Genomic DNA, 26,165 nt, shown 5'->3' with positions numbered 1-26,165 from the left:
AGCTGACGACGCATTAAAGCAGGTTATGTCACGCAAAAGTGTTTCATAATCAAATGCCAGAGAGGCAGTAATTAGGATAATTCATGATGGGTGTGAAAGTTCTGAGTGATTACATGCAGGCTAATGAATAATGGGGAAGCCTCACTGATGTTATGTCAGGAGCTTCCAGCTTAGCTTCACAAAGAAAAATAAATCACTCGTATTACTTATTCCTTTAAATAATCTGAGTAGCGATATCTCAGTCCTGAAATGGATTTTTACCCCGGAAGTATCGCATACATTATTCCTGTACAATCCCAGAAAATGCCGCGCCTCCACCAGCGCATGCCGGTATAAAAACAGGCTGATATTTTTGTTTTTCTCCAGCTTTGCCAGACGGATGATGTCGGCAATCACCTCAATATAGCTTTGCGCCCTGACATCATAATAATCGCGCCGGTGCGTGATGGAATCGGCATTCACCTTATAGGTGTAATCTTTCGTATCCGACAGACTGAAACGCCCGTTGCTAACCGCAAGATGTATGGTCCAGAGGATATCTTTGTGGCTCTTGCCAGCCTGGAAGGAGAGGGCATGTTGCCTGAGATAAGACGATCTGATGATCTGCAGCCACAGGTAATGCGGCCATTCGCGGTGCGTCACGCAGTGGCGTATCCATTCATGGCCGGATAAGGTTTGTCCGTAAGGTTGCCGGGTATGTACCGGTGCCCTGAATGATCCTGAGTCCGTACGCCAGGCATTGAAAATCGCCACGTCAGCCTGGGTTTTTACGGCGGTCTGCCAGCGTTCAAAAATGAATCCGTCTTCGACATCATCGTCAGCGTCGAGAAATATTACCCATTCGCCGCGATGAATATCTAATGCAGTATTCCGTGCCGCGTAGACCCCCTGATTGTTCTGCTCAATAAGGATAATTCTGCTGTCGCGGATATCCCGGACAATGCTGCCGGTTCCATCAACGGAGCCGTCATTGACGATAATAAGTTCAATATTGATACGGGTTTCACTGAGGATCTTAGCGATTAATCCGGCGAGGGTATCAGCCGCATTATAGACAGGGATGATGATACTGACATCGATCATCTGAAATTGTTTTTCCTGAGCGAGCGTCATTTAATTGTTATGCCTTTTGACGGGGACTTCTCTTTTCTCTCGTATTTCGATCTGAATGTCATATAAGCAATCATCACAAAGTTCTTTATCCTGAGAAAATAGCCGATCGATGAAATGTCTTTTCTTATTACATCGGGTACACCTTTTCATATGTCATCTCTCAGGAACGGCATTATGCAAATGTTGTTTTCAGGACGAAATAAGCCCCGACTGCATCAACAGCCGTACGTAATATAAGCACCTTATCCCGCGTCAAGGAAAGCCAAGGATAACCAGATTACGCGGGTAAAAGATAATCGTTTTGATAGATCAATAACTAAGAACTGATCGTTATTACCGATCGACGAGCTGCGGGTCTTCCTTCATCCCATCGCCACAATGTCGTAAAGAGCCGGGCCGGATATATCGCGGATATAGTGTCAGCGATATATCCGATGAGAGAGGATATTTTACCCGGCACAGCGCTATCCTGGCGTCATCCACGGTTTCTTTCAGCCTGGCGGGATCAACCTGACAGCACGAAATCTGATGCGGGATATCGCCGCCAGGGTCAGTTCATCGGATACAACGTAAATTTTTTGGTTTTGGCTAGCCCGCAGTTTGCCTGCTCGCTTAATTCAAAAAGTACAGGCAGCAGGTGAGCGGAGGCTTTCAGATAAGCACTCACCTGCGCAATGCCTTCCGGGGGTACTATCTCGCTGTTCTCCAGCCCTTCGCTTAAGCACAACAACCCCTGACACAAGCCATCGGCCGACTCTGAAGCCAGCGCATTCAGATCGTACAACTGCGCCTCTTCTAATTGACTGAAATCCAGCCCGGCCATAAGCGAGCGAAAGACGGTGATGGAGTTGGTGGTAAACGCGGTGTTGTTATCTGAATCAGTCATACAAGTCATTCCATTGTCAGTGAGTCGAGGCCCCCGGTACTGGCGGGGTGATTGCCGCTGCGGAGAAAACTCTATGCCTGTTCGTGAATCAAAGAAATAGCCTGTGTTTATTTACAGTGGTTTGTTGTCAGATCTGGAAGATGTCTCGCAAATTTCTCACTGGCGATCGGCGATATTACCCACCAGAACAGTATTCATGAGATAAAAAATGAATTTGGTTAATTAATAACAGTGTTTGCCAGATATTATTCTGACGAATTGAAATTAACTCAAATTATAACTAATGAAACGCAGTGGTTGTCACGTGATGTAATTATCACGCTGGCATGATTTACTTATTGATGCTATTTTGCAGAGACAATTGTTATTAAATATTTCAATGTGAACGCCCTGATGATTGACAATAGATTAATTACCCGGCAGGTTGATAATTATTTGCGCAATAATACACAATCCGTTTCCGTGAGTTACATTTAAAAATCTCTTTGTCTAATAATCATCCTAAATATATTTTTCTCTTATAGGGAACTTTCTGATTTTTCACTTTGTCCCCCGTCATACCTATGTTAATTATTTATACGCGGCGCAAGACCGCACACACATCACATAAATAATAAAGACAGGGTAATAATGAGCAATTTAAAAGCGTCAATGTTAATTGGCGGCGTCGTGCTGTCGGCGTTATCAGCCAGCGCGCAAGCCGAGATTACTGTTTTAGATAAAAATCCTCAGAGTAATTCTTTGCTGGCACCGCTGAGTTTGCAGGTAGGCGGGAGTATCCGTCCTGAGTGGATTTTCAATAACGGCCCGGAGCCTGGCTATTATAAAAATGGTCACGATGGCGGCACCCGTTTCCGTTTCCGTGGTGATTATAAACTGACGCAAGACACCTCCATCATCGCTTACTACGAGCTGGGTGTGGACATGGCGAACCTGCTGGGTATGAATGATCATTATCCGGAAGGGGGTCAGCGTGATACGCAGCGTCAGTTATATGCGGGCTTTAAGGACGACCGCTACGGGACATTAACCTACGGTCACCAGTACGGTATTTATTATTCCGTCGTCGGGATTAAAAGTGACGTATGGGATAACGATGGTCATGCGGGCGGTACCGGTATTGGTATTAACGGCAGCTATGATGGCGCGAATAAGCCGAAAAGCAGCCTGAAATATACCAATGACTTTGGTCCTGTGACGTTATACGCCAACTACCTGTTGCCGGAAGATGAAATTCAGGCGGGTGAAGGGCAGCATTATCGTCGTAATAACGGTGGTGGTTTGGGCTTCGATTATAAACTCACCAAAGATTTAGTCTGGAGTGCGGCTTACAGCCTGACCGACGCCACTGTTAAAGATAATCAATATAACGAAAAAGATTATCATCAGCAGTTGTCCGGTACAGCATTAACCTGGCAGCCAAATAACTGGTACATCGTCGGTACCGGCAGCTATTACAAAGATTTCGTGCCAAGCACCCGTGAAAATCCTGTCGAACACTACTTCGCAGGCAGCGGTTACGGTGTGGAAGGGTTCGTCGGTTATACCTTTAATATCGACAAACCGTTCCTGAAATCTATCCAGCCATACGTTGCAGCCGATTCCCTGCAACTGAAAGGCGGCGAAGAATACCACGCGAACCACGTCTATCTGGGCGCGGGTACCACCATCGGTTACGGCCTGTCCGTTTACGTGGAACGCACCTTAGCGCACACCACCGACGACGAAGCAGACGCCACCTGGGTGACCGTCTTCTACGATTTCTAATTCACACGCCTCGTGGATCCTCAGGCCAGCGCATCTGCGCTGGCTTTTTTATGTCTGCAAATCCGCTTAGTGCGTCAGAGGTTCCGCCACTTCTATATCCACGACATCATCATCGCTGAATGGCATTTCCAGCGACTGATACAGCACGTCCAGCCGTTCGCACAGAATATAGCTCAGCAGATCTTTCGCCTGCGGATTATCCAGCGACACAATGGCATAAGACAACGCACGGCAGTGATCGACGATCTCTTCCAGTTCCAGCGGGGTATTGTCGTAAAGATTAGGCATGTTAAGTACTCCAGAAAATAGTGGGTTTGCTACCACTGGAGACGCTAACCTCGTGGTGGTAGCTCAAACAGCGTTAGCGTTACCGGTTTTCTGGATCCGGTGCTTCGTGAGAAGCCACTGTCTGAGCCACCATAATTGGGGTGAGAGCAGACCGTACCACATAGGCTCTATTTTCATAGAGTTGTAGGTACCAGAAAATGACAGAACGCTAATTCTGACTGCGGATTTTGCCGCAGCGAGGGAAGTCTAATACTTGGGGATTTGTACAGTAAGTGGAATTTTTAAGCAGTTTTCGTTTTTGCGAGATGTCTTGGGAAAGAGCATAAAACTGAACGTGCAAATACGTTATTTACGGAGTCTTTTGAGAGAAAAAGTGGTCAATCTATTCAAAAATTAAATACATGAGTTGTAAGCGATTAAGAACACATTATACTTCCAACCTATTGATTCACTTAACAGGTATCAGTAGATGACCGACAAGGAAATGTGCGTTGTGCTTACGGAGAATGATGTTTCTCCTTGGGACGATGAAACAGGCAAGCTTTATCATTTTCCGAAGCAATACCAAAAGTCAGTAAGTCCTGGGATGCGGTTTGTTTATTACAAAGGGAAATTAAAGTCTGAGAATAAGCAGTATTCTTCCCAACGTTTATCGGACGCTCCACATTACTTCGGTGTTGGAAGGATAAGCAGGATAGAGCCTGATGATGCAGGTAACCTCAATGCTATCCTGACTGACTTTCAGAAATTTGATCAAGCGGTTCTTGCTCGAAAGGGGGATGATTATTATGAACAAATCCCTGAAAGTAAGAAATCTAACTACTGGCGTTCAAGTATCCGCCTGATTTCAGCAGAAGTCTTTGCTGACATAGCTGTAGCCGCTGCGATCACTGAACCACGCCACATCATCAGTGATATAAAAAACGAAGTTGTGCATATTGAAAATGAATCGGATGAAGAATCTCTGGTTTCTTATCTGGAAGGAAAGAAGTCTTCCAAATATGTCACCACTTATGAAAGAGATCAGAAGCTAAAGAAACTCGCTAAAATTATTCATGGCACAACCTGTTTTGCCTGTGGTTTTAACTTTGGTGACTTTTACGGTGAATATGCAAAAAACTTTATTCATATTCATCACGTTGTTCCGGTATCTGAGTTTGGCGGATCGAAAATTGTCGATCCTAATACTGATCTTGTTCCCGTCTGTGCTAACTGCCATGGGGTTATACATCGCAAAAAAGACCGTACGCTCTCGATTGATGAACTGAAAGTTATGATTGCCACGAGTAAGAAAACGCCCTTATAAGGGCGTTTTAACCTTTAGTATATCCCCCCTAAAAAATCCGCCCCATCTCCAGCTGTCCCATCAATAACGCGTTATCGCTGTAATCCACCGGGACGGCGACGACGGCGGGGCCTTGTACGTCCATGGCGGCGCGCAGGGTGCTTTCGAGTGTTTCGGCGGAGGTGACGGCAAAACCTTTGGCACCGAAGGCGTCGGCGTAGGCTTTGAAATCAATCGGGCCGAACTGGATGCCGGAGGTGCGCTGGTATTTTTTCTGTTCCTGGATTGCCACCATATTGTAGGCCTCATCGACCCAGATGATGTGCAGCAGGTTGACGCCCAGACGCACGGCGGTTTCCAGTTCCATGCTTGATTGCATAAAACCGCCGTCGCCGGATACCGAAACCACTTTGCGACCGGGATCGACCAGCGCGGCACCGATCGCCCACGGCAGCGCGACGCCCATGGTTTGCTGACCGTTAGAAATCAGCACCTGACGGGCGCGGAAGCTGTAAAGGTAACGGGCGATCCAGATGTGAAAACTGCCCATATCGACGCACAGCGTCACGTCGCTGTTGACGATGTCCTGCATCGCGCGCACCAGACGCAGCGGGTGGATCGCAAACTGATGCAGGCTGCGGCCTTTCTGATCCAGCAGTTCACGTTGCTGGCGGCGATCTTCGAGGATCGCGATGGCGGAGGCGCTCAGGTCGATGCGCTGCGGGATCTGCTCCGTCAGCAAATCCAGAGTGTCGGCGATGTCGCCCACCAGCTCGACGTCCGGCAGGTAGTCGCTGTCGGTCTCGGCGGGCATCACGTCGATGTGCACCAGTTCGGCGCTGCCGTTACTCCATTGCGCCGGTTCATACTCGACCGGGCTGTAACCGATGGTGATCACCAGATCCGCGTTGCGCAGCAGGCGGTCACCGGCCTGATTGTTGAACAGACCGACGCGACCGGCAAAGCGGTGGAAAGACGCCTGATCGATAACGCCTGCCGCCTGATAGGTGCTGGTGACCGGCAGATCGCTTTTGTGCAGCAGGCGGCGGATGGCTTCGGCGTTGCGCGGCTGGCTGGCCATCAGGCCGAGCAGCAGCACCGGATTTTTGGCCTGTTTCAGTAACTGCGCGACCTGCAATATCGTGTCGTGCGGCGCGCTGCCCAGTACCGGCGGTGGCGAGGTGAGTAATTTACCGCTGGCCGGTTCGTTGACGATATCCATCGGCAGGCTGATAAAGGCCGCGCCGGGACGGCCGAACTCGGCGGCGCGAAAGCCGTTCGCCAGCACTTCGGCCAGCGCAGAAGGCGAGGTGACTTCGGCGGAATACTTGGTGACCGGGCGGAACATCGCGACGGTGTCCATGGTCTGGTGCACCTGTTTTACGTGGTCGGCGCGTTTTACTGCCCCGCCGAGCGCGACCAGCGGATCGCCTTCAGATGTCGCGGTGGCGACGCCGGTGATCAGGTTCGAACAGCCGGGGCCGGACGTGACCAGCGCGACACCTGCTTTGCCGGTCAGGCGGCCCACGGCACCGGCCATAAAGGCGGCGTTGGCTTCGTGGCGCACCGGTATCGTTTTGATGTGGGAATCCACCAGCGAATCAAACACGCGGTCTATTTTGGCGCCGGGAATGCCGAATACATGTCTGACGCCCTGGGCTTCAAGCTGCGCGACGACCAGATCCGCACCGCATGTCCATTCACGTTGGCTGTCTGAATTTTTCATGGTTTTCATCCTTCTGTCTGCGGTCTGTTAACTTTCAACTGACTGAATCGCATCATTTAAATCATCAGGACTTAAATTGGCGTGCAGGAAATCACTGTCCTGCGGGAAGTCGATCAACAGCTTTTCGACCGTGCCGAAGGTCAGCACGCCGCGCTCAACCTGATAATCCAGTACATGGCCGCCGCTGCTGCGTTGCTGATTGATAAAGTGTTCGTGATAACCCGCCACGTTGATGCCCTGCATATACGCGGGGGTCAGGAAACCAATCAGCACGCCGTGGCTGTGTTCGATATGAAAGGTCGGCTGCGCCTCAATGGCCTCCTGCATCGGTTTATACGGACGGTGCTGTTCCGGCACGGTACGGGTCTCGACGCGGCTGAACTCGCCATCAATGCGCAGCGCGCAGAAGGTGTTCTGGCTGGCGACGGCGGTGTCGATCACCGCGTGGATTTGCCCGCGGCTGTGCGGCCGGTCAATCACGTATTCATTCGTCGGGTTAAAGAATGTCATGACGGCGAACGGCGTTTTTTGTTCCGGTGTTGCACGGCGGGCGCTGCCGTCGCCGCGCAGCTGAAAGATATTGCTGTTGAAGGCGATCAGTTCGCCGTCGAGATGGTTAAAGGTGCCGAGACCAAAATCGCCGTGTTCCAGCAGGTCCGCCATCGTGGTATCGCCTTCGTAGACGCCGCTCAGCAGGGCGCTCATCAGTGACGACTGGTAAAGCACGCGGTCAGGGTGCTGATGTTTAAACGCGGTCGCCGTGCGGGCAATATCGGCGACGCAGGAGCAGGACTCAGAATGGCTTTTCATGCAGGAACTCCGTTCGAATAGTTAACTTTGCTAACTAAAGGTTGACGCCATTCTGCCCGGAGTTCCAATATGAGGAGGTGTTCACTTTGAGACGTTTTTGATATGGAACTTCGTCATCTGCGCTATTTTGTCGCGGTAGCAGAGACGGGCCACTTCACCCGTGCTGCCGAACAACTGGGGATCTCCCAGCCTCCCCTGAGTCAGCAAATCCAGCGGCTCGAACACGAAGTCGGCACCCCTTTACTCAAACGTCTGACGCGCGGCGTTGAGCTGACCGAAGCCGGAAAAGTGCTGTACGACGACGCACGAACCATCATCAAACTGACCGATACCGCCCTGGAAAGAACGCGTGCCGTGGCCCGCGGCATGAACGGCACGCTGCGTATCGGCTTTGCGACCTCGACGGCGTTTAATCCGCAGGTGTTTGCGTTGCTGCACCGCTTTCGCGACAAGTATCCGGGCATGGTGCTGGAGCCACAGGAAAAGGACATGGCGGGGCTGATGACGGCAATGAGCGAGGGCGCGCTCGACGCGGCGTTTATCCGTCTGCCTTGTGAGCGCAGTAAAGAGTTCAGTTACAAGGTGCTGGATATCGAAGAAATGATGGTGGCGTTGCCGAAGAAACATCCGCTCAGTCAGGGGAAAGACGTCCGGCTGGCGGCGTTGCGCCACGATACGCTGATCACCTTTCCCCGCGATTTATCGCCGGGGCTTTATGATGCCGTGACACAAGCCTGTGCGGAGGCCGGATTTTCCCCGCGCTACGGGCAGCAGTGCCCGCAAATTACCTCGGCGCTGAGTATGGTGGCGACAGGATTTGGTTACGCGCTGGTGCCTGCGTCGCTGAGTAAAATCGATGAAACCCATGTGCGTTGTCTGCCCCTTGCGGGGCAGACGTTAACGACGCAAATCGCGCTGGCCTGGCGCAGAACGGATAACTGCAAGGCGGCGCTGCATCTGGTGGGATTGTTGTAACTTACACCACAATAATCACAGACACCCGGCGGTTCTGGGCGCGTCCGGCCTGGGTTTTATTGCTGGCCACCGGCTGGTTCTGACCTAATCCACGGGTATGGATATTGGCGCGCGGCATGCCGGCCTCAGCAAACGCGGCGGCGACCGTATCGGCGCGGCGCAGCGACAGATCCCGGTTGTAACCGGCGTCGCCGTAGTTGTCGGTATGGCCGTCGAGGTTGACTTTATTCAGGCCGACATGCAGCAGTTCACCGGCCAGTTTTTCCACTGACTGCTGACTCTCTGCCGACAACGTCGCCTGATTGTTGCCAAACAACACTTTGGCATCCAGCCCCAGTTCCCAGCCTGCGTCAGTCTGCGAGAAGCCGTTTTGTTGCAGCACCGCGATCTGCTCCGGGGTTAATCCCGCCGGTTTGGTCTGACAGGCGGCCAGCAGCAGAATGCACAGCCCCATAGCGGCGAACTGACACCAGGTCTTGAACGTGTTGCAGGTATTCATGGTCATTAATTCCTTTTAGTCTTTCATCACGACAGGAAGCGGCATGCCTGAAGAGACGTGCCAGCAACTGCCGGAAATTTTTTTCGAGCGGTACATGGCCTCATCGGCCTTATCCAGTAACTCTTTCGCGTTGCTGGCCTGAGAAGGCGAGAGCGCGATACCGATACTGAGAGACACATCCAGCGTCTTGTTATTGAGCAGGATGACGGGTGTTTTCATGATCTCAACAATGCGTTCGGCAAAGGCGACCGCTTCGGCGGTGGAATTCATCGGCTCAAGCAGGATCGCAAACTCATCGCCACCCAGACGGGCCAGCACATCACCTTTGCGCAGCGTTTTCGCCAGCCGTTCGCCAATCACCATCAGCACGCGGTCACCGGCAGCATGGCCCAGCGAGTCGTTGATCTCTTTGAAGTTATCGACATCAATAAACAGCAGCGCCAGTGAAAGTGCCGGGCGCATCGGGTTGAAGCATTGATTGAGCGTATCAATGAAAAACGCGCGATTATGCAGTCCGGTCAATCCATCATGCAATGCTTTTTGAGTCAGCGAGACGTTCTCATTACGCATGTGGTTTTCCCAGGCTTCCAGCTCGGTCAGCAGGCTGTTGAAGTCCTGACTCAGCGTGTGCAGTTCGACAATCGGCGCGGAAGGTACGCGCAAATTAAACGAACGGTTGGCGCTGACGTCGTGCGTGACGCGGGTAATGTGGCCGAGGGCATCGACAATGCCTTTTTGCATCCGGCGGGAAAAATACAGCGCGACCAGCGCGGTCAGCACCAGACAGCCCAGCAGACTGAGCACGGTTTCCAGCAGGAAGCCGATCAGGCTGCCGCCATTACCCGCCAGCCACACGGTGCCAATAAGCGATCCGGAATGGTTCACCGGCAGGGTGATCGGCTCCGGGAAGGCAAGGTGTCCGACGAACTGGCCGAGTTTATCCCAGTTGCTGTTCACCGGGCGCGACCATTCCGTAAAGGTCGCACCGGCAGGCGTCAAAATTTTGGCCTGAGTGAAATCCCCTCTTCTGGCGATGAATTCCAGCGAATCATGGGCGGCGGCGGGGTCGTTAAACACCAGCGCGGCTTCGGTGGTGTAACTGATGGCGCGCGCCGTCAGTTGCAGATTACTTTCCGCGTGAGAGCGAAGGGCGATCAGCGCCAGCAGGGTCAGTAAAAACCCGGCCAGACCAATGGCGGTCAAAATCACAATCACATGGATTCTGTTCAGCGCGGCACTCAGCGTCGGGCGCTGGCGTGGCGGCTCTGTGTCAGGAACAGGAATTTTATTTTCCATGGTCACTCCTTTTCCCTGGCAAGTTGTAATACGGCGGGATTCACCCGCACCCCGCTGCGTGACAGCGTGTCCAGATTCAGTTTGAATCCGGTATGAACGGGTGTGATCACCAGACAAAAAGCGTTCAGTAATGCACAGGCATCATCCTGCTCACCGATGGTTAAAATGGCGTGGCCTTCCAGACGCTGATGCAAATCGTTCTGCTGTTCCGCCGTCGTGCTGCCGGAATAAAGGGCATCACACTGCGTCAGCAGCGGGCTGTCGAAAGGAAGCGTCAGGACTTTAAGCGGCCGGCCGGTGAAGGCACTGCCATCGGGTGTGAGCTGCGCGGCGTATTTCACCGGCGGGATAATACAAAGTGTCAGCGCCTGGGACGCGGTACCGCCCGGCCAGCGTGAATAGCTGAGGATGCCGTTAACGGTCTGCGCGACAGCGGCGTTGGTCGGGGCATCACCGGTTTCCGCGATGCCCTGCGTCAGCGGGGCGACCAGCAGCAACATCAGCAGCGCAAAACCGTACGCCGCCTTCACTAAACGGCGGATAAGATTTTTTACTGACGGGCAAAAAGGTGATCGGGCTTTTCCCATTGAGTCGCTCTGTGTTTCTTCCGTTAAAAGTGTTTCTCCGGAATAAGAATAACTTTATCGGCAATACTTCTGAAAGCGTCAATAAAAAGTTTTTTGCCCCGTTACTTCTGCCGCGCTGTGCCGATTTTTTTACACAAGTCAGGAAAACTGCGCATCCTGAAGGATCGCTAATGGATTCAGGATGACAATTGAATGCTTTTTAAACAGTACTGTTTTAAGCGTGCCGACGATAAATAATACACATTGCTGGTATTTCAACCGTTATTAAAATAATAGTCACGGCGATAACAAAATATCACAAAAAATAAATGTTACCGTAATCACTATTTGATGAATTTAAATTGCAGGAAATGTTAATGGATTGGAATTTAAAGGAATATCAGACCACATTTTAGGGATATTCGTGACCATGATCTCAAAGCCACGCTGTTAGCCAGATTTTTATGCTGCCGATAGGTATCATGCCCGCATTAATGGTATGTTTTAGCCGTCAGGATGGTTTTTTCGATGACGGGTGCAGTAAAAAAACATCAACCATTCTGGGGAAACGGACTTATTTTAATAATCAGGTACTGAGGAATCATGGATAATACAACAATCGGGACGCTGTCTGGAAAATCGGTAAGTTCCTGGCGCAAAACTGACACCATGTGGATGTTAGGCTTATATGGAACGGCAATTGGTGCAGGTGTTCTCTTCCTTCCTATTAATGCCGGTATCGGGGGGTTAATACCGTTAATTATTATGGCCATTCTCGCCTTCCCGATGACATTCTTCGCGCACCGCGGATTAACCCGTTTTGTTTTATCGGGTAAAAATGCCGGTGAAGATATTACCGAAGTGGTGGAAGAGCATTTCGGTATTTCAGCCGGTAAATTAATTACCCTGCTTTATTTCTTCGCGATTTATCCGATCCTGCTGGTGTACAGCGTAGCGATCACCAATACCGTCGAAAGTTTTATTACTCACCAGATGCATATGAATGCGCCACCGCGTGCCTTACTTTCATTGATCCTGATCCTCGGTTTAATGACGCTGGTGCATTTTGGTCAGGATATGATCGTCAAAGCGATGAGTATTCTGGTGTTCCCGTTTGTGGCCGTGCTGATGGCGCTGGCGCTGTACCTTATTCCTAACTGGAATGCGTCGGTGTTTGAAAACGTCTCCCTGTCCGGTAACGGCGTGGGTCACGGTATGCTGATGACGCTGTGGCTGGTCATCCCGGTAATGGTGTTCTCGTTTAACCACTCGCCAATCATCTCTTCTTTTGCGGTGGCAAAACGCAAAGAATACGGCGATGAGGCAGAGAAAAAATGTTCGCGCATTCTGGCATTCAGCCACATCATGATGGTGATCACCGTGATGTTTTTTGTCTTCAGCTGTGTCCTGAGCCTGTCTCCGGCCGACCTGATGGAAGCCAAAGCGCAGAACGTGTCTATCCTGTCTTATTTAGCGAACCACTTCTCCAATCCGGTGATTGAATATATCGCGCCGTTTATTGCCTTTATTGCTATTACCAAATCTTTCCTCGGCCATTATCTCGGTGCGCGTGAAGGTTTCAACGGCATGGTGATTAAATCCCTGCGCAGCAAAGGTAAGAAAATTGCCCTGCCAACGCTGAACCGTTATACCGGCATCTTTATGTTATTAACCACCTGGTTAGTGGCAACCCTGAATCCAAGTATTCTGGGAATGATTGAAACGCTGGGCGGCCCGATTATTGCGATGCTGTTATTCCTGATGCCAATGTATGCCATCCATAAAGTGCCGGCGATGAAAAAATACAGCGGCCATATCAGCAATGTGTTCGTGGTGATTATGGGTCTGATTGCCATGTCAGCGATTGTATTTAGTCTGATTGGTTAATAATTAATAGTATTTAATAAAATGAGCGGGGTCATTCCCGCTCTGCTTTCCTCCGTTTTGTTCTTTATTCTGCCCGTCATTTACTTCACATGGAGTGCCCACCATGATCAGCGTCTTCGATATTTTCAAAATCGGTATTGGTCCATCCAGTTCGCATACTGTCGGCCCGATGAAAGCCGGGAAAATATTCACTGATGAACTTATCTCTTCCGGCCATATTACCCAAACGACCCGCGTGGCGGTCGATGTTTACGGATCACTGTCGCTGACCGGTAAAGGCCACCATACCGATCTGGCGATCATCATGGGGCTGGCGGGCAATATGCCGGACGACGTGGATATCGACGCAATCCCGGCATTTATCCGCAATGTGGAAAATACCGGACGTCTGATGTTAGGCAAGGGCGCCAGAGAATTGGATTTCCCGGCCGGGTCCGGCATGAATTTCCATTTTACTAATCTGCCTCTGCACGAAAACGGCATGACAATCAGCGCGTTCAACGGCGACGAACTGCTGTACACGCAAACCTACTATTCCATTGGCGGCGGCTTTATTGTCGAAGCCAGCAAGTTTGGCATGCAGGATGAAAACCCTGTCGTGCGCCCGTACCCGTTCCGTTCGGCCAGTGATTTGCAAAAACATTGCACCGATACCGGTCTGTCGCTTTCCGCCCTGATGCTGCAAAACGAACTGGCGGGCCATACGCGGGCAGAAATCAGCGACCACTTTGCGGCCATCTGGAACGTGATGAGTGAAGGGATCACGCGCGGCATTCACACCGAAGGTCTGCTGCCGGGGCCGATGAAAATCAACCGCCGCGCCGCCGCATTGCGTCGCATTCTGGTGACGCAGGATAAAAATAATGTCGATCCGATGGGCGTCGTCGACTGGATCAACATGTATGCGATGGCGGTGAACGAAGAAAACGCGGCGGGTGGCCGTGTGGTCACTGCGCCGACCAATGGCGCGTGCGGCATCATTCCGGCCGTGCTGACGTACTACGATCAGTTTATCCGTCCGATCAGCCCTGATTCCTACAGCCGTTTCTTCCTGGCGTCCGGCGCCGTCGGCATTCTGTTCAAAATGAACGCCTCGATTTCCGGCGCAGAAGTCGGTTGTCAGGGCGAAGTCGGCGTGGCCTGTTCCATGGCCGCCGCCGGTCTGACGGAACTGCTGGGCGGCAGCACCGCGCAGGTATTTATGGCCGCAGAAATTGCCATGGAACATCACCTCGGCCTGACCTGTGATCCGCTTGCCGGACAGGTACAGGTCCCGTGCATCGAGCGTAACGCGATTTCAGCGGTGAAAGCAGTGAATGCCTCGCGCATGGCGTTGCGCCGCACCAGCGAACCGCGCGTCTGTCTCGATAAAGTTATCGAAACCATGTACGAAACCGGCAAAGACATGAACTCAAAATACCGTGAAACCTCAACCGGCGGACTCGCGATTAAAGTCCTGGCATGCAATTGATTTCTTTCTACATCATTTCCTAAAAGGCGGGAAACCGCCTTTCTCGCCCCCTTCGGTTCTTTTCCCTGTGTTATGTTTTTGGTTATCTATACTGCGTAGAAGCGTTTTTTCACCTGGAAAACAGTTAAAAGGAAAGATCCGGCATGTCTAAATTCTTTATGAATGACCGCAAGACTCTGATTAACGATGTTATCGAAGGGGTGATCCTGACCTCGCCCTACAAAAACCTGGCCAAACTGGACATCGATCCGGCAATCCGCGTCGTTGTTCGCCGTGACTGGGATAAGAAAAAAGTCGCCCTGATCTCCGGCGGTGGCTCCGGCCATGAACCCGCGCATGTCGGGTTTGTCGGCAAAGGCATGCTGACCGCCGCCGTGTGCGGTGAAGTGTTTGCGTCACCGAGCGTCGATGCGGTGCTGAGCGCGATTGTGGCGGTTACCGGTAAAGCGGGCTGTCTGCTGATTGTCAAAAACTACACCGGCGACCGGCTGAACTTCGGTCTGGCGGCTGAGAAAGCCAAAGGCATGGGCTATGACGTCGAGCTGGTGATGGTCTCTGACGACATTTCCCTGCCGGATAACAAACAGCCGCGCGGCATCGCCGGAACGGCGCTGGTGCATAAAATTGCCGGTTACGCAGCAGAGCAGGGGAAATCCCTGAAAGACGTCACCAAAATTGCGCAGCAGGCCATTGATGCCACGGCCAGTATCGGTGTGGCGGCAGCCGGTTGCAGCCTGCCGGGTGGCGGAGAAGATGAAGAAGAACAGCGTATCGAATCGGGCCACGTTGAGCTGGGTTTAGGGATCCACGGCGAGCCGGGTGTGTCGACCATGAAAACCCAGAACAGCCAAAAAGTGGTGGATATGCTGGTCAGCAAGCTTGCGGCGCATGTGAAAAAAAGCGACAAGCTGGCGGTGCTGATTAACAACCTCGGCGGCGTATCGCCGCTGGAGATGAATCAGATCACCAAAGAAGTGGTGCATTCAGCGCTTGGGAATTCGATCCGTTATCTGATCGGCCCGGCCTCGCTGGTCAGTGCGCTGGACATGAAAGGCTTCTCGCTCTCCGTGATTGCCCTCAAAGGCGGCATTGAAGAAGCCCTGCTGGCGGATGTGGAAGCGTCCGGCTGGCATCCGCTGGTCAGGCTGGAAAAACTGGCGACCAAAAAAGGCAAGAAAATCAGCGATAAGAAAACCGTAAAAGCCTCATCCAATGCGGAAGTCGGCAAAATCGTGGAAACCATTACCCAGACCCTTTCTGATCTGGAAGATGAGCTGAACAAGCTGGATGCCAAAGTCGGTGACGGCGATACCGGTTCGACATTTGCCACCGGCGCACGCGATATTCAGAAACAGAACAAAGGCAAAAAACTGCCGCTGAACAATGTGGCGGATCTGCTGGGCGTCGTCGGCGATCGTCTGGCAACCGTGATGGGCGGATCCAGCGGCGTGCTGATGTCGATCTTCTTCACCGCCGCCGGTAAAAAGGTCGCTGAAGGCGAGAAGTTGCCGCAAGCCTTGCTGTCTGGCCTTGAACGTATGAAACATTACGGTGGTGCCGATCTCGGCGATCGCACGATGATCGACGCGCTGCAACCGGCGCTGGAAGCCTTAGGCAAAAAAGATGCACTGAAGGGGGCCGCCAAAGCCGCCGCCAAAGGGGCAAAAGACACGGCCAGCATGAAGAAAGCCAATGCCGGGCGATCGTCTTATCTCAGCAGCAACAGCCTGAAAGGGGTGAAAGATCCGGGCGCAGTGGCCGTTGAAAAAGTGTTTGAGGCACTGGCGAAAAAATAATCTGTGTTTCACTAAAAAAATGGCCTGCGGGAAACCGGCAGGCCATTTTTATGACAACAAAAACGTCAGGTAATCGCATTGGGATCAATCAGCGAATAAAGCTTTTTATCATGGATCCGCTGTGAAATCCGGTACTGGGTTTGTTCATAAATGATGAACTTGCCGATCCGGATCGCTTCACGGGAATCCTTGTTAGCAAAATGGTCGTAAACACCGCCGGGATATTTCCCCTTCAGGCCACGGTTAGACCATTTGTTCATTTTCATCTTCCACTCAAGAGAATAATGCGCCAGCGGGCAGACGATCTTTGCCCACGGATCGCAAATCAGTGCGTTCTCGAGGATCCTTCCGTTGTTACGTACAGGCTGGGTGCCGACTAACACCAGGCAATGATCGACCGGATTGGTAATGAAAATACTGAGCACTTTCAGGGGTGTACCGGCGAGTCTTTCCCATTTTTGAATGTTTTCACTGATATAGCAAAATGCGACGCGGGCATTTTCGCCGCAGTTGCCCGCATTTTCTTTCCCGTTGCGATAATCTTCTTCAACTTTCCGGTAAAGCTGCTGGGAGGAAAGATTGAGCTTTCGCAGACCCCGCACCATGGCACCCCGATCCCTGTCGCCGCCCAGTGAATGCAGCCGGTATTTTTTAGGATCCGACATCATCAGACCATCAATCATTCTTTTATCCGGATAAAACTTATTGGCGGATTTCAGTGACAGTCGTGAACGCGTAAAGAGCATGGCTTCGGTAAGCTTGGGCAAGAGTAATTTCTGGAAACGTTTATTATCCATAACGCTAGTTTTCCTTTAAAACCTGTTTCAGTAGTGGAGTATTTGAGCACTCTTTATTGCCGGTATAAAGGAAATGACTTCTTAAGAAATACGGGATCGGCTGAGACCTTCCGCGCCAGAGCAGCCCGGTTAAAACACGGCGCTCAGTCAGAAAACATAATTTGATCTAAAACAATTTTAAGCGATTTGCTCACCCGCCGCGGTTTCCGTCCCCGTATAATTTGCGGCCAATTATTTGCCGCCGAACGAAGACCCTACTATGCCAGTCAGCCTGATCCAACCAGATCGCACCCTGTTTTCTTACCCGCGTTACTGGGCCGAATGCTACGGCACTGCGCCGTTTTTCCCGATGACCCGGGAGGAAATGGATCAGCTTGGCTGGGACAGTTGTGATGTGATCGTGGTGACCGGCGACGCCTATGTCGATCATCCGAGTTTCGGCATGGCGATCATTGGCCGCATGCTGGAAGCGCAGGGATTCCGCGTCGGGATCATCGCGCAGCCGGACTGGACCAGCAAAGACGATTTCATGCGCCTCGGTAAGCCGAATCTGTTTTACGGCGTCACCGCCGGTAACATGGATTCGATGATCAACCGCTATACCGCTGACCGGAAATTGCGTCATGACGATGCCTACACGCCGGGCAATGTCGGCGGTAAACGTCCGGATCGCGCCACGCTGGTGTATACCCAGCGCTGCAAAGAGGCTTTCAGCGACGTGCCGGTGGTGCTCGGCGGCATCGAAGCCAGCCTGCGGCGCATCGCCCATTACGATTACTGGTCAGATACCGTGCGCCGCTCGGTGCTGGTGGATTCCAAAGCCGACATGCTGATTTATGGCAACGGCGAACGCCCGCTGGTGGAAGTGGCGCACCGTCTGGCTGCCGGTGAATCCATTACTGATATTCATGACGTGCGTAATACCGCCGTGATGCGCAAAACGGCGCTGATCGGCTGGAGCGGTGTGGATTCCACGCGGCTCGATAAACCGGGGCGGATTGAGCCGATCATGAACCCATATGGCGAAGATTTGCCCTGTTCAGAAGGGGAATTGCCTGCGCCGGATGCGCCGCAGCCGGTGACGGTACGAGCGCCGAAGCCGAAACCGTGGGAGAAAACCTACGTGCTGTTGCCGTCATTTGAGAAAGTGAAGGGCGATAAAGTGCTGTACGCCCATACCTCGCGCATTCTGCATCATGAAACCAACCCCGGCTGTGCGCGTGCCCTGATGCAAAAACACGGCGACCGCTATGTGTGGATCAACCCTCCGGCGATCCCGTTATCTACGGAAGAAATGGACGAAGTGTTTGGTCTGCCGTTCCAGCGCGTACCGCATCCTTCTTACGGCAAAGCGACGATCCCGGCGTATGACATGATCCGTTTCTCGATCAATATCATGCGTGGCTGTTACGGCGGCTGTGCATTTTGTTCGATCACGGAACATGAAGGGCGGATCATTCAGAGCCGCTCTGAAGCATCGATCGTCCGCGAAATTGAAGAGATCCGCGACAGCGTGCCGGGATTCACCGGTGTGATTTCCGATCTGGGTGGCCCGACCGCCAACATGTACATGCTGCGCTGTCAGTCGCCGAAAGCGGAACAAAGCTGTCGCCGCGCGTCCTGTGTGTATCCGGAAATCTGCACGCACATGGACACAAACCATGAACCCACGATCAACCTGTACCGCCGCACCCGCAGCCTGAAAGGCATCAAGAAAATCCTCATCGCCTCCGGAGTGCGTTACGATCTGGCAGTGGAAGACCCGCGTTATATCAAAGAGCTGGCGGAGCATCATGTCGGCGGCTATCTGAAGATCGCACCGGAACATACCGAAACCGGACCGCTGTCGAAAATGATGAAGCCGGGGATGGGTAGCTATTACCGGTTCAAAGAGCTGTTTGACAGTTATTCCAAACAGGCCGGAAAAGAGCAGTATCTGATCCCTTACTTCATTTCTGCGCATCCGGGGACGCGAACGGAAGATATGATCAATCTGGCGCTGTGGCTGAAGAAAAACCGTTTCCGCCTGGATCAGGTGCAAAACTTCTATCCGTCACCGCTCGCCAGCGCCACCACGATGTATTACAGCGGCAAGAATCCGCTTGGCAAAGTGGATTACAAAAGCGAAGACGTGGTGGTGCCGAAAGGGGATCGCCAGCGCCGGTTGCATAAGGCGCTGCTGCGCTATCACGATCCGGTCAACTGGCCGGTGATCCGCGAGGCGCTGACCGCGATGGGCATGCGCCGTCTGATTGGCATCCGGCCTGATTGTCTGGTGCCGCCGGACGGTTTTGATCCGAAGTTTGCCCCGTCTCGTTCGGGCAAAGCGAAACCGGCAGCCACGCGTTTTACCGCTTCAAAAGCGCAAAATCCGACAGCCGGAAGCGGAAAAGGAAAACCCGCCGGTCAGCGGGTTAATCGAGGTAAAAGACCGGTTTAAGATCGTTACTCACCGGGCTGTTATCGGCATTGGCAGGCATCACGTCTGCCATATGCTTCCACCATTTCTGGCAGACTTCCGTTTTCGCCACGGCATTCCATCTTTCTTCTGATTCAATTTCCACATAGCCAAACAGCAGATTGCGTTTTTCATCCAGAAAAATGCTGTAGTGATGTGCGCCGTGGGCTTTCAGGGTTTCCGCCAGTTCCGGCCAGATTGGCGAATGACGACGCTGATATTCGTCGTGTGCATTCGCGTTGACCTGCATCACGAAGGATTTACGGATCATGTTTTTCTCCGGTTAGATTTACTCCCTCCCCTGCGAAGGGGAGGGCTGGGGTGGGGTATTAATGGCAGCGTTGAATCTGAAGTTGCCTGCTAAACCCCCTCCCAACCTCCCCCTTCGCAGGGGGAGGAGTAAAGAAATTACACCTTTTTCTTCCCCTTCACAGAGGCAGACACTAGAAACTACATTGCTTTCAGATACAGCTCACGCACTTCTTCGCGGGTTGCGGTGCGCGGGTTGCAAGGCGCACACGGGTCAGCCAGCGCTTTGTCCAGCCAGCCTTCGATATCCGCTTCTGAAATGCCCAGTTCTTTGAAACCGGAAGGAATTCCCACGCGGGTGGATAAGGTGCGGATAGCGTCGATGGCCGCCATGCTGGCCTGCGTTTCACTGATACCTTGCGTGTGCACGCCCATTGCGCGGGCGATATCGGCGAAACGAGCAGGTGCGGATGAGCGGTTAAATTCTTCGACCACCGGCAGCAAAATCGCATTACAGACGCCGTGCGGCAGGTTGTGTGTCGCGCCCGGCTGATGCGCCAGTGCGTGAACCAGCCCCAAACCGGCGCTGTTAAATGCCATGCCTGCCAGATATTGCCCCTGCGCCATTTTCTCGCGGGCTTCGATATCGTCGCCATGATCGACGGCTTTCGGCAACCATTGCGTGATCGTGGAAATCGCCGCGAGCGCCGTCGGATCGGTCAGCGGATGTGCGCCGACGGAAACATAGGCTTCGATGGCGTGGGTCAGCGCATCCATGCCGGTCGCGGCAGTCACGCTGGCCGGGATCTTGAGCATAATTGACGGATCGTCAACGGCGATATCCGGGATCAGATTTGCGTCGATGATCACTTCTTTCACCTGACGCTGACTGTCGATGATCACCGCATTACTGGTGAGTTCTGCTGCGGTGCCTGCGGTGGTGTTAATCGCCACCAGGAAGACACCCGGCTGAGTGACTTTGCCGACACCGGAATACCGTGTGGCTGGCCCCGGATTGGCGGTCAGAATTTTGATGCCTTTCGCCGTATCAATCGGGCTGCCGCCACCGAAGGCGATCAGATAATCGCAGTGGTTTTCCTGATACAGACGGAAGCCTTCATCCACATGGGCGGAAGTCGGGTTTGGCACGACGCCACCGTAAACGGCGTAAGGCAGTGAGGCTTGTTTCATTGCGGAGAATAAACTGTCGAGCAGACCCAGTTCGATTAACTGGCCGTCGGTGACGATAAGGGCTTTGCCGTGGCGTTTGGTCGCCAGCATCGCCACCATATCTTCGATTGCGCCCTGGCCGTGAAGGCTGATTTTAGGTAGTGCCAACATGAAACTCATAAAAATTCCCTCTACAGAGTAAGTAAAATAGGTGTTCTGTTGTGCGCTGCTCCGTGGTCTTTGCCATTTCCTGCTACGGGAAACATCCCCTGTTCCCCGTGCAGGATTTATGTGGTCTGGAGCATTAAATGCCGGATCAGGCTTTCAACGCGGCCTCGAAAGGCGTGACGTCAAAACGTTTGCCGAGAGCAATCAGTTCATCAGTCTGAATGGTTTGTTTCATGCCACCCATCGAGATCACTTTCACCAGAATTTCCGCCGATTTTTCAGCGGTGTCGATCAGGCCAAAGGCGTCATCCAGTGTCGGGCCGCAGCCGAAGATACCGTGGAATGCCCACAGCACCAGGCTGTGATGTTGCATACGGTCGGACGTGGCGGCACCAATGCCGTCGGTGCCCGGCACCATCCACGGCACAATGCCCACGCCGTCCGGGAAGACCACCAGACATTCGGTGCTGCATTCCCACAACTTGCGGGTGATTTTGGCGCTGTCGAGTTCCAGCACATACGTCAGTGCGATCAGGTTGGTGGCATGGCAGTGCATGATCACGCGATCCTGACCGTGTGTAACACGTTTACGCACGGCATGAGATTGCAGATGCGAGGCCAGTTCTGAGGTCGGTAAGCCGCCCGCTGTCAGGCCCCACAGAATTTTATAGCTGGCGCCTTTGTCATCGAGCTGGATAACGGTCAGCGCTTCAGACGGAGCCAGTTGCACGTTACGGAAAAACTTACCGGAACCGGTCACGATGAAGTATTCGTTGGCCAGATCAGGCGCATGCTGTGTCAGTTCAACCTGACGCGGCTGGGCGTAAAAATCGTTCTTATAAGGGGCGACGTCTTCCGGTAACAAACGCATGCTGACGTTGCCGCCGTTGCGCTCATCCCAGCCTTTCAGCCACATATCGGTGGTCGCTTTGACCATGCCTTGTACAAACCACGAGCTAAATAATGTTTTCATCGGTTCTTTCCTGCGAATAAGGTGAATGCGTTTCTGTGGTGTTCAGCGGCAATTAACGTTTTGCCAGCACGCTGGTTTCGTAATGACGGACGGTATCCAGCCACTGACCCCCCACCGGTACATCGTGGCGCTGGCAATACATGTCCCACACGGCCTGCCATGGCAGGGATTTTTGTTCTTCCAGCAGCGCCAGACGCGCGGTGTAATCGCCTTCCGCTTCCAGTTTTTTCAGTAAATCGGTCGGTTCCAGCAGGGCTTTCAGCAGGGCTTTTTTCATGTTGCGGGTGCCGATAACCCAGGCCGCGATGCGGTTGATCGAAGCATCGAAGAAATCCAGACCGATATGCACGCGGTTGAACAGATCATGGCGAACGATTTCGCTGGCGATGGCTTGTGTTTCGTCGTCCAGCAGCACGACGTGATCGCTGTCCCAGCGCACCGGGCGGCTGACGTGCAGCAACAGGCGCGGTACATACAACATCGCGGCAGAGATTTTGTCGGAGATAACTTCGGTCGGGTGGAAGTGACCGGCGTCGAGGCACAGCGCGGTGCCACGGCTGGCGGCATAACCGAGATAGAATTCGTTAGAGCCGACGGTGTAGCTTTCGGAACCGATACCGAACAGTTTGCTTTCAACGGCATCGATATGTTCAGAGAGGTCAAATTTTTCAGAAATCACTTCATCCAGTGCACTCAGCAGACGCTGGCGCGGTGCCAGACGATCCACGGTGACGTCTTTCATGCCATCCGGTACCCAGATATTCATGACGGACGGTGTGCCTAATGCGCGGCCAAACGAGGCAGAAACGCGACGGCTTGCCTGGCAGTGTTCGATCCAGAACTGACGGATTTCCGGGTTGGCATGAGACAGCGTGAAGCCGTCGGCACTCATCGGGTGTGAGAAGCAGGACGGGTTGAAATCCAGACCCAGTTTGTTTTTCTTTGCCCAGTCTACCCAGCCGGTGAAATGCTTAGGTTCAATTTCATTACGGGCAACTGGCGTATCGGATTCCAGATAAATCGCGTGCAGGTTCAGACGGTTAGGACCGGGGATCATAGAGATCGCCAGTTCTAAATCGGCGCGCAGTTGCTGTGCATTTCGCGCTTTGCCGGGATAGTTACCGGTCGCCTGAATACCGCCGGTCAGGCCGCCTTCAGGGTTTTCGAAGCCCGCGACATCATCCCCCTGCCAGCAATGAATGGATACGGGCAGGGTATCGAGTTGTTTGATTGCTGCTTCGGCATCAATGCCCAGCTGTGCAAAGCGTTCTTTGGCAAGTGTCCATGCTTGATCGATAGATGAAGTCATACTGCGAGCTCCTCATTGGCGTGACACAGCGCCTGAAAACGGCGCCAGTGAATAGCAAAATCCGTGTGATTACGGGGAATGTAGTGGCGTTGCTCGAAATTCGTGGCAACGATGCGACGAAATTCAGCGGTATCTTTGACGGCGTTCAGCGCCATCAGCTGGCAACCGATATTGCCCAGCGTCGAAGCCTCAACCGGACCGGCGCTGACGCTGACCTGACAGACATCGGCACAAAGCTGGTTCAGGAACTGGTTCTGGCTGCCGCCGCCGACGATGTGAATGTCTTCCAGCGGCATGCCTTGTAAATCAGCCAGTTGTAAGGCGATTTTGCGATACAACATGGCGAGGCTGTCGAAAATGCAGCGTGCCAGTTCAGCCTGAGACTCCGGCACCGGATCGCCCGCCTGACGGCAGGCATCGCGAATGGCATCCACCATCGACGGCGGATTAATAAAGCGGTCTTCGTTCGGGTTAATCAGATAGGTGAACGGCGTGACGTTTTTCGCCAGCGTGATCAGTGACGGCAGATCCTGAATATTCAGTTCGCGGCACACCCGCTGGAACAGCCACAACCCCATGATATTTCTCAATACCCGATAGCTGCCGTTAATGCCGCCTTCGTTAGTGATGTTGTCGTGCAGTGCCTGCGCATGGTTGAAGGCTTTCGGGCTTTCGATGCCCATCAGGGACCAGGTGCCGGAGCTGAGATAGGCGCTGCGGGAGCTGGTGAGCGGGGCGGCCACCACCGCGCTGGCGGTGTCGTGTGTCGCGACGCTGAATACCGGCACGCTGCGTCCGCGCGGGCTTTTCCACTGTCCGGGCGAATTGCCGGGCTGCGTCGGTTTTTGCAGCCAGTGACGCGGAACGCCTGCCAGTTTCAGCAAATCCTCATCCCAGTCGCCGGTGGCGAGATTAAGCATCTGCGTGGTGCTGGCGTTGGTGTATTCCCAGTTCATTTTGCCGGTGAGGCGATAGAGGAAATAATCCGGGATCATCAGCATGTGTGCGGCTTTGCTGACGATGTCGGGCTGCTGTTCGCTCAGCGCACGCAACTGGTAAAGGGTGTTGAAGGGCATGAACTGAATGCCGGTTTTCTGATACAGCGTCTCACGGCTACATTGCTGCGCCATCCGTGTCATCACGCCGTCGGTACGGCTGTCACGGTAAGCGACCGGCAAACCGACACGCTGACCCTGTTCATCAAGCAATACGTAATCCACACCCCAGGTATCAATGCCGATACCGTCAAGCGGAACGCCGGAAGCATCGAGGCGATTCAGCCCCTCAAGGATGTGTTTTTCCAGCGCGTCGAGATCCCAGGTGTCGTGACCGTCAACGCGGATCAGGTTGTTGGGAAAACGATGGATTTCCTGCAATGTCAGCGTCGCTGCCGGATCGGGATCCTGACGGGTAAACGTCGCCAGCATCACCCGGCCGCTGGAAGCGCCGAGGTCAATAGCGGCAAGATGGTGAGTTCTCATAGCGGCCATTCCTTATTGAATATGCGGCCAGTGTAGGGGAGGCGTTTCGGGGGCACCTTCCGGTGATTGCCACCGGTTTTGGCGGGATGGCAGCATTAAAAAGGTAGATGCGAGGCAGATCACATAACGCTCCAAAGCTGGTTCATGCGGGGGGTTGCAACGTCAGCGTAACGCCGGAGAGGCGATTGTGATCTTTGCCGCAGATCCGCATCACGACAGGGGCAATCTTTGAAATATGACCGCTTATGACGTTTTTAACGCCGTGGTTTGAAGGTAAGGAGGTCGCGTGCAGGGTAGGGTTGTTTCCCGAAGCATAATGATGTTGAACCGGAGGCAAACAATGACGTTACTGAGAGGTGATGATTATTTTGCGGCACCTGAGCTGACCGTGACGGTCGAGCGGCGTCTTCCGCAAGATGTCTTCCCGGAGCACTACCATGATTTCCACGAGATTATGCTGGTGGAAAGCGGATCAGGTGTGCACATCTTTAATGACAACCCTTACACACTGACGGCCGGAACGGTCTGTTTCGTGCGCGCCAGCGATCATCATCTGTTTGAGAATGTGGACAATCTTCGTCTGACCAATGTGTTGTTTCGCTCACCGAAAGCCTTTCGCTTCATTCAGGATGTCGGCCATTTTTTGCCGCAGGAACACCACTATCAGTCGCAGATCCACTGGCAACTCAGTCCTTGTGTGTTGCAACAGGTCCTGAACTGCATCACGCAGCTGGAGGCGCTGCCTGCCAGCGTGGAAATGGAACATATCGCCACGCGCGAAAGCCTGTTTTTACAGCTGCTGATCCTGCTTTATCAGGACTGTTTCCAGCCACAATTGCGAGATACATCGGAAAACAAGGTCAATCAACTTTTGCAATGGCTCCAGTCCCATTACAGTGAGGATGTTAACTGGACTGAAGCCGCAGAACGTTTTTCACTGGCGCTGCGAACCTTGCACCGGCAGATGAAGCATTACACGGGCATGACGCCTCAGCGGTATCTCAACCGGCTGCGTTTATTAGAAGCGCGCCGTCGCTTACATCATAGTGATCAAAGCATTACCGATATCGCGTATGCTTGCGGGTTCAGTGACAGTAACCATTTCTCGACGCAATTCCGTCGGGAGTTTTCGGTGTCGCCAAAACTCATGCGTGATCAGCTACGTTAAGCGGCACCCTCTTGCGGTCTTCGGGAT

General features: G+C 52.9%; 22 protein-coding genes and 1 pseudogene. 9 read left to right on the top strand and 14 right to left on the bottom strand.

From position 1 onward, the window contains the following. Nucleotides 1-150: 150 nt before the first annotated feature. Nucleotides 151-1,113 carry a glycosyltransferase gene (locus tag J9880_RS04830; protein WP_232770154.1) on the bottom strand — a complete coding sequence of 321 codons (963 nt, stop codon included), beginning with the start codon at nt 1,111-1,113 and terminating at the stop codon, nt 151-153. Between the two features lie 456 nt (nt 1,114-1,569). Between J9880_RS04830 and J9880_RS04825 the strand changes: the two are divergent. Further along, nucleotides 1,570-1,686: pseudogene (locus J9880_RS04825) on the top strand (alpha/beta hydrolase); the annotation flags it as partial. Here the strand turns inward: J9880_RS04825 and J9880_RS04820 are convergent. Further along, the gene (locus J9880_RS04820) at nt 1,664-1,999 is read right to left on the bottom strand and encodes a hypothetical protein (RefSeq protein WP_232770153.1); all 336 of its coding nucleotides are present in this window, start codon (nt 1,997-1,999) and stop codon (nt 1,664-1,666) included. The pseudogene J9880_RS04825 and the gene J9880_RS04820 sit on opposite strands and share 23 nt — an antisense overlap. 630 nt (nt 2,000-2,629) lie before the next feature. Here J9880_RS04820 and J9880_RS04815 point away from each other — a divergent pair. Beyond that, nucleotides 2,630-3,766: a porin gene (locus J9880_RS04815; RefSeq protein WP_095924538.1), complete on the top strand. Its 1,137-nt coding sequence runs from the start codon at nt 2,630-2,632 to the stop codon at nt 3,764-3,766. Between the two features lie 66 nt (nt 3,767-3,832). Here J9880_RS04815 and J9880_RS04810 read toward each other — a convergent pair whose 3' ends face one another. Then, entirely contained in the window at nt 3,833-4,054 is a 222-nt protein-coding gene (locus J9880_RS04810; protein WP_095924539.1) for a hypothetical protein, read from the bottom strand. A gap of 469 nt (nt 4,055-4,523) precedes the next feature. Between J9880_RS04810 and J9880_RS04805 the strand changes: the two genes are divergently transcribed. Then, nucleotides 4,524-5,360 carry an HNH endonuclease gene (locus J9880_RS04805; protein WP_232770152.1) on the top strand — a complete coding sequence of 279 codons (837 nt, stop codon included), beginning with the start codon at nt 4,524-4,526 and terminating at the stop codon, nt 5,358-5,360. A 28-nt stretch (nt 5,361-5,388) separates the two neighbouring features. On the opposite strand, the gene alsS is transcribed toward J9880_RS04805, so the two are convergent. Together alsS and budA are read right to left on the bottom strand one after the other, a co-directional pair. Beyond that, a complete protein-coding gene (alsS, locus tag J9880_RS04800) occupies nt 5,389-7,065 on the bottom strand; it encodes an acetolactate synthase AlsS (RefSeq protein ID WP_095925271.1) in 1,677 nt (558 codons plus the stop codon). 27 nt (nt 7,066-7,092) lie between these two features. Further along, nucleotides 7,093-7,875 (bottom strand): acetolactate decarboxylase, encoded by a 783-nt coding sequence (gene budA, locus J9880_RS04795; RefSeq protein WP_232770151.1) that lies wholly within the window; start codon nt 7,873-7,875, stop codon nt 7,093-7,095. Nucleotides 7,876-7,977: 102 nt separating this feature from the next. Here budA and J9880_RS04790 point away from each other — a divergent pair, with 102 nt between their 5' ends. Beyond that, nucleotides 7,978-8,850: a LysR family transcriptional regulator gene (locus J9880_RS04790; protein WP_095924543.1), complete on the top strand. Its 873-nt coding sequence runs from the start codon at nt 7,978-7,980 to the stop codon at nt 8,848-8,850. Nucleotide 8,851: 1 nt separating this feature from the next. Here the strand turns inward: J9880_RS04790 and J9880_RS04785 are convergent, their stop codons facing one another. From J9880_RS04785 to J9880_RS04775, 3 genes are read right to left on the bottom strand one after another with little or no spacing between them, the layout of a single operon-like run. After that, complete coding sequence (locus tag J9880_RS04785) at nt 8,852-9,349, bottom strand: OmpA family protein (RefSeq protein WP_232770150.1); 498 nt, start codon at nt 9,347-9,349, stop codon at nt 8,852-8,854. 15 nt (nt 9,350-9,364) lie between these two features. After that, nucleotides 9,365-10,645, bottom strand: a complete 1,281-nt coding sequence (locus J9880_RS04780; RefSeq protein WP_119822477.1) for a diguanylate cyclase domain-containing protein — start codon at nt 10,643-10,645, stop codon at nt 9,365-9,367. Nucleotides 10,646-10,647: 2 nt separating this feature from the next. Beyond that, nucleotides 10,648-11,232, bottom strand: a complete 585-nt coding sequence (locus J9880_RS04775; protein WP_229920920.1) for a YfiR family protein — start codon at nt 11,230-11,232, stop codon at nt 10,648-10,650. Nucleotides 11,233-11,814: 582 nt separating this feature from the next. Between J9880_RS04775 and J9880_RS04770 the strand changes: the two genes are divergently transcribed. From J9880_RS04770 to J9880_RS04760, 3 genes are all read left to right on the top strand, one after another. After that, nucleotides 11,815-13,098: an HAAAP family serine/threonine permease gene (locus J9880_RS04770; protein WP_095924545.1), complete on the top strand. Its 1,284-nt coding sequence runs from the start codon at nt 11,815-11,817 to the stop codon at nt 13,096-13,098. A gap of 103 nt (nt 13,099-13,201) precedes the next feature. Next, nucleotides 13,202-14,569, top strand: a complete 1,368-nt coding sequence (locus J9880_RS04765; protein WP_232770149.1) for an L-serine ammonia-lyase — start codon at nt 13,202-13,204, stop codon at nt 14,567-14,569. Nucleotides 14,570-14,712: 143 nt separating this feature from the next. Further along, on the top strand, nt 14,713-16,365 hold the full coding sequence (locus J9880_RS04760; protein WP_232770148.1) for a dihydroxyacetone kinase subunit DhaK: 1,653 nt from the start codon (nt 14,713-14,715) through the stop codon (nt 16,363-16,365). Between the two features lie 65 nt (nt 16,366-16,430). Here the strand turns inward: J9880_RS04760 and J9880_RS04755 are convergent, their stop codons facing one another. Next, nucleotides 16,431-17,162, bottom strand: coding sequence for a hypothetical protein (locus tag J9880_RS04755; RefSeq protein WP_232770147.1), 732 nt, complete (start codon nt 17,160-17,162; stop codon nt 16,431-16,433). Between the two features lie 259 nt (nt 17,163-17,421). On the opposite strand from J9880_RS04755, the gene J9880_RS04750 reads away from it, so the two are divergent. Beyond that, nucleotides 17,422-19,602, top strand: coding sequence for a YgiQ family radical SAM protein (locus tag J9880_RS04750; RefSeq protein ID WP_095924549.1), 2,181 nt, complete (start codon nt 17,422-17,424; stop codon nt 19,600-19,602). Here J9880_RS04750 and rhaM read toward each other — a convergent pair. The 5 genes from rhaM to rhaB form a co-directional block, all read right to left on the bottom strand. Further along, a complete protein-coding gene (gene rhaM / locus J9880_RS04745; protein ID WP_095924550.1) occupies nt 19,577-19,891 on the bottom strand; it encodes an L-rhamnose mutarotase in 315 nt (104 codons plus the stop codon). The genes J9880_RS04750 and rhaM overlap by 26 nt on opposite strands. A gap of 179 nt (nt 19,892-20,070) precedes the next feature. Then, nucleotides 20,071-21,219 carry a lactaldehyde reductase gene (gene fucO, locus J9880_RS04740; protein ID WP_232770146.1) on the bottom strand — a complete coding sequence of 383 codons (1,149 nt, stop codon included), beginning with the start codon at nt 21,217-21,219 and terminating at the stop codon, nt 20,071-20,073. A gap of 136 nt (nt 21,220-21,355) precedes the next feature. Then, nucleotides 21,356-22,180 carry a rhamnulose-1-phosphate aldolase gene (gene rhaD, locus J9880_RS04735; RefSeq protein WP_119822482.1) on the bottom strand — a complete coding sequence of 275 codons (825 nt, stop codon included), beginning with the start codon at nt 22,178-22,180 and terminating at the stop codon, nt 21,356-21,358. Nucleotides 22,181-22,232: 52 nt separating this feature from the next. After that, a complete protein-coding gene (locus tag J9880_RS04730) occupies nt 22,233-23,489 on the bottom strand; it encodes an L-rhamnose isomerase (protein ID WP_095924553.1) in 1,257 nt (418 codons plus the stop codon). Next, nucleotides 23,486-24,970 (bottom strand): rhamnulokinase, encoded by a 1,485-nt coding sequence (rhaB, locus tag J9880_RS04725; protein ID WP_232770145.1) that lies wholly within the window; start codon nt 24,968-24,970, stop codon nt 23,486-23,488. Before rhaB ends, J9880_RS04730 begins: the two co-directional genes overlap by 4 nt. Nucleotides 24,971-25,310: 340 nt before the next feature. Here rhaB and rhaS point away from each other — a divergent pair, with 340 nt between their 5' ends. Beyond that, on the top strand, nt 25,311-26,138 hold the full coding sequence (gene rhaS, locus J9880_RS04720; protein ID WP_095924555.1) for an HTH-type transcriptional activator RhaS: 828 nt from the start codon (nt 25,311-25,313) through the stop codon (nt 26,136-26,138). Nucleotides 26,139-26,165 lie beyond the last annotated feature (27 nt).

Source organism: Rahnella victoriana (genome assembly GCF_021276285.1).
Taxonomy (GTDB): Bacteria; Pseudomonadota; Gammaproteobacteria; order Enterobacterales; family Enterobacteriaceae; genus Rahnella; species Rahnella victoriana.
The sequence above is the reverse complement of the archived record's forward strand: the minus strand, read 5'-3'. Positions and strand labels throughout refer to the sequence as shown.

Coding starts and splice junctions, on each gene's coding strand:
- J9880_RS04805 (WP_232770152.1), top strand. CDS start 4,524: ATGACCGACAAGGAAATGTGCGTTGTGCTTACGGAGAATGATGTTTCT.
- J9880_RS04750 (WP_095924549.1), top strand. CDS start 17,422: ATGCCAGTCAGCCTGATCCAACCAGATCGCACCCTGTTTTCTTACCCG.
- alsS (WP_095925271.1), bottom strand. CDS start 7,065: ATGAAAAATTCAGACAGCCAACGTGAATGGACATGCGGTGCGGATCTG.
- J9880_RS04820 (WP_232770153.1), bottom strand. CDS start 1,999: ATGACTGATTCAGATAACAACACCGCGTTTACCACCAACTCCATCACC.
- J9880_RS04730 (WP_095924553.1), bottom strand. CDS start 23,489: ATGACTTCATCTATCGATCAAGCATGGACACTTGCCAAAGAACGCTTT.
- J9880_RS04790 (WP_095924543.1), top strand. CDS start 7,978: ATGGAACTTCGTCATCTGCGCTATTTTGTCGCGGTAGCAGAGACGGGC.
- J9880_RS04780 (WP_119822477.1), bottom strand. CDS start 10,645: ATGGAAAATAAAATTCCTGTTCCTGACACAGAGCCGCCACGCCAGCGC.
- J9880_RS04815 (WP_095924538.1), top strand. CDS start 2,630: ATGAGCAATTTAAAAGCGTCAATGTTAATTGGCGGCGTCGTGCTGTCG.
- J9880_RS04785 (WP_232770150.1), bottom strand. CDS start 9,349: ATGAATACCTGCAACACGTTCAAGACCTGGTGTCAGTTCGCCGCTATG.
- rhaB (WP_232770145.1), bottom strand. CDS start 24,970: ATGAGAACTCACCATCTTGCCGCTATTGACCTCGGCGCTTCCAGCGGC.
- rhaM (WP_095924550.1), bottom strand. CDS start 19,891: ATGATCCGTAAATCCTTCGTGATGCAGGTCAACGCGAATGCACACGAC.
- rhaS (WP_095924555.1), top strand. CDS start 25,311: ATGACGTTACTGAGAGGTGATGATTATTTTGCGGCACCTGAGCTGACC.
- J9880_RS04755 (WP_232770147.1), bottom strand. CDS start 17,162: ATGGATAATAAACGTTTCCAGAAATTACTCTTGCCCAAGCTTACCGAA.
- J9880_RS04775 (WP_229920920.1), bottom strand. CDS start 11,232: ATGGGAAAAGCCCGATCACCTTTTTGCCCGTCAGTAAAAAATCTTATC.
- fucO (WP_232770146.1), bottom strand. CDS start 21,219: ATGAGTTTCATGTTGGCACTACCTAAAATCAGCCTTCACGGCCAGGGC.
- rhaD (WP_119822482.1), bottom strand. CDS start 22,180: ATGAAAACATTATTTAGCTCGTGGTTTGTACAAGGCATGGTCAAAGCG.
- J9880_RS04770 (WP_095924545.1), top strand. CDS start 11,815: ATGGATAATACAACAATCGGGACGCTGTCTGGAAAATCGGTAAGTTCC.
- J9880_RS04810 (WP_095924539.1), bottom strand. CDS start 4,054: ATGCCTAATCTTTACGACAATACCCCGCTGGAACTGGAAGAGATCGTC.
- budA (WP_232770151.1), bottom strand. CDS start 7,875: ATGAAAAGCCATTCTGAGTCCTGCTCCTGCGTCGCCGATATTGCCCGC.
- J9880_RS04760 (WP_232770148.1), top strand. CDS start 14,713: ATGTCTAAATTCTTTATGAATGACCGCAAGACTCTGATTAACGATGTT.
- J9880_RS04765 (WP_232770149.1), top strand. CDS start 13,202: ATGATCAGCGTCTTCGATATTTTCAAAATCGGTATTGGTCCATCCAGT.
- J9880_RS04830 (WP_232770154.1), bottom strand. CDS start 1,113: ATGACGCTCGCTCAGGAAAAACAATTTCAGATGATCGATGTCAGTATC.